Genomic DNA, 2,037 nt, shown 5'->3' on the forward strand with positions numbered 1-2,037 from the left:
TCCTTCCGGGTGTGTTGTTTGAGAACTGCACAGTGGACGCGAGCATCTTTGATTTTTGTGTTTTGTTTGTAAGTGTTCAAGAGCGTTCGGTGGATGCCTTGGCACCAGGAGCCGATGAAGGACGTAGGAGGCTGCGATAAGCCTCGGGGAGCTGCCAACCGAGCTGAGATCCGAGGATGTCCGAATGGGGAAACCCGGCACGAGTGATGTCGTGTCACCCACACCTGAATATATAGGGTGTCGGGAGGGAACGCGGGGAAGTGAAACATCTCAGTACCCGCAGGAAGAGAAAACAACAGTGATTCCGTGAGTAGTGGCGAGCGAAAACGGATCCAGGCTAAACCATGAGCGTGTGATACCCGGCAGGGGTTGCGTTCGTGGGGTCGTGGGGTCAGTCGTCCCGGGTCTGCCGGCCCGGGCGGGAGTAAGAAACTGTCGTGTTAACCGAAGTGGTCTGGAACGGCCCATCGCAGAGGGTGACAATCCCGTAGGTGAAAACACGTCAGCTCCCGTGAACTGATACCCGAGTAGCAGCGGGCCCGTGAAATCTGCTGTGAATCGGCCGGGACCACCCGGTAAGCCTGAATACTACCTGGTGACCGATAGCGGACTAGTACCGTGAGGGAAAGGTGAAAAGTACCCCGGGAGGGGAGTGAAATAGTACCTGAAACCGTGCGCTTACAATCCGTCAAAGCCTTCCGTATGGCCTCGTGCCCTGCGGTGGGGTGATGGCGTGCCTTTTGAAGAATGAGCCTGCGAGTTAGTGGCATGTGGCGAGGTTAACCCGTGTGGGGTAGCCGTAGCGAAAGCGAGTCCGAACAGGGCGACCACAGTCGCGTGTCCTAGACCCGAAGCGGAGTGATCTACCCATGGCCAGGGTGAAGCGACGGTAAGACGTCGTGGAGGCCCGAACCCACTTAGGTTGAAAACTGAGGGGATGAGCTGTGGGTAGGGGTGAAAGGCCAATCAAACTCCGTGATAGCTGGTTCTCCCCGAAATGCATTTAGGTGCAGCGTCACGTGTTTCACACCGGAGGTAGAGCTACTGGATGGCCTAGGGGGCCCACAAGCTTACCGAAGTCAGCTAAACTCCGAATGCCGGTGTGTGAGAACGTGGCAGTGAGACTGCGGGGGATAAGCTTCGTAGTCGAGAGGGAAACAGCCCAGATCGCCGGCTAAGGCCCCTAAGCGTGTACTAAGTGGAAAAGGATGTGGGGTCGCGAAGACAGCCAGGAGGTTGGCTTAGAAGCAGCCACCCTTGAAAGAGTGCGTAATAGCTCACTGGTCAAGTGATCCTGCGCCGACAATGTAGCGGGGCTCAAGTACACCGCCGAAGCCGCGGCGTTCCAGCACACATCCTGCTCACGAGCCAGGAGCTGGGACGGGTAGGGGAGCGTCCCGCATCCACGGAAGCAGCGGAGTGATCCAGCTGTGGAGGATGCGGGAGTGAGAATGCAGGCATGAGTAGCGAAAGACGAGTGAGAAACTCGTCCGCCGAATGACCAAGGGTTCCTGGGCCAGGTTAATCCGCCCAGGGTGAGTCGGGACCTAAGGCGAGGCCGACAGGCGTAGTCGATGGACAACGGGTTGATATTCCCGTACCCGTGTATCCGCGCCCAATGGCCAGGCAGTCGTGCTAACCATCCAAAACCGGACCGATTCCCTTCGGGGAACGAGAAGGCGCTGCATGGGACCCCGACTGTAGTAGCCAAACGATGGGGTGACGCAGGAAGGTAGCTGAGCCAGTCAGTGGTAACACTGGTGTAAACCCGTAGGGCGTGACATAGGCAAATCCGTGTCACACCAGCCTGAGAGGTGACGCATAGCCGACTGAGGCGAATTCAGTGATCCTACGCTGCCGAGAAAAGCCTCTAGTGAGTTGATACACGGCCCGTACCCCAAACCGACACAGGTGGTCAGGTAGAGAATACCAAGGCGATCGAGAGAACTGTGGTTAAGGAACTCGGCAAAATACCCCCGTAACTTCGGGAGAAGGGGGACCACTATCGGTGACGGAACACGCTTCCCGAGCTGACGG

1 rRNA gene is annotated in these 2,037 nt (G+C 57.5%); it reads left to right on the forward strand.

Annotated elements, in window-relative coordinates:
- Positions 1-66: 66 nt before the first annotated feature.
- Positions 67-2,037, forward strand: a 23S ribosomal RNA gene (locus K940_RS0121405); the annotation flags it as partial.

Origin of the sequence: Nocardia sp. CNY236 (assembly GCF_000482385.1) — a bacterium.
In the GTDB taxonomy this organism is placed as follows: Bacteria; Actinomycetota; Actinomycetes; order Mycobacteriales; family Mycobacteriaceae; genus Nocardia.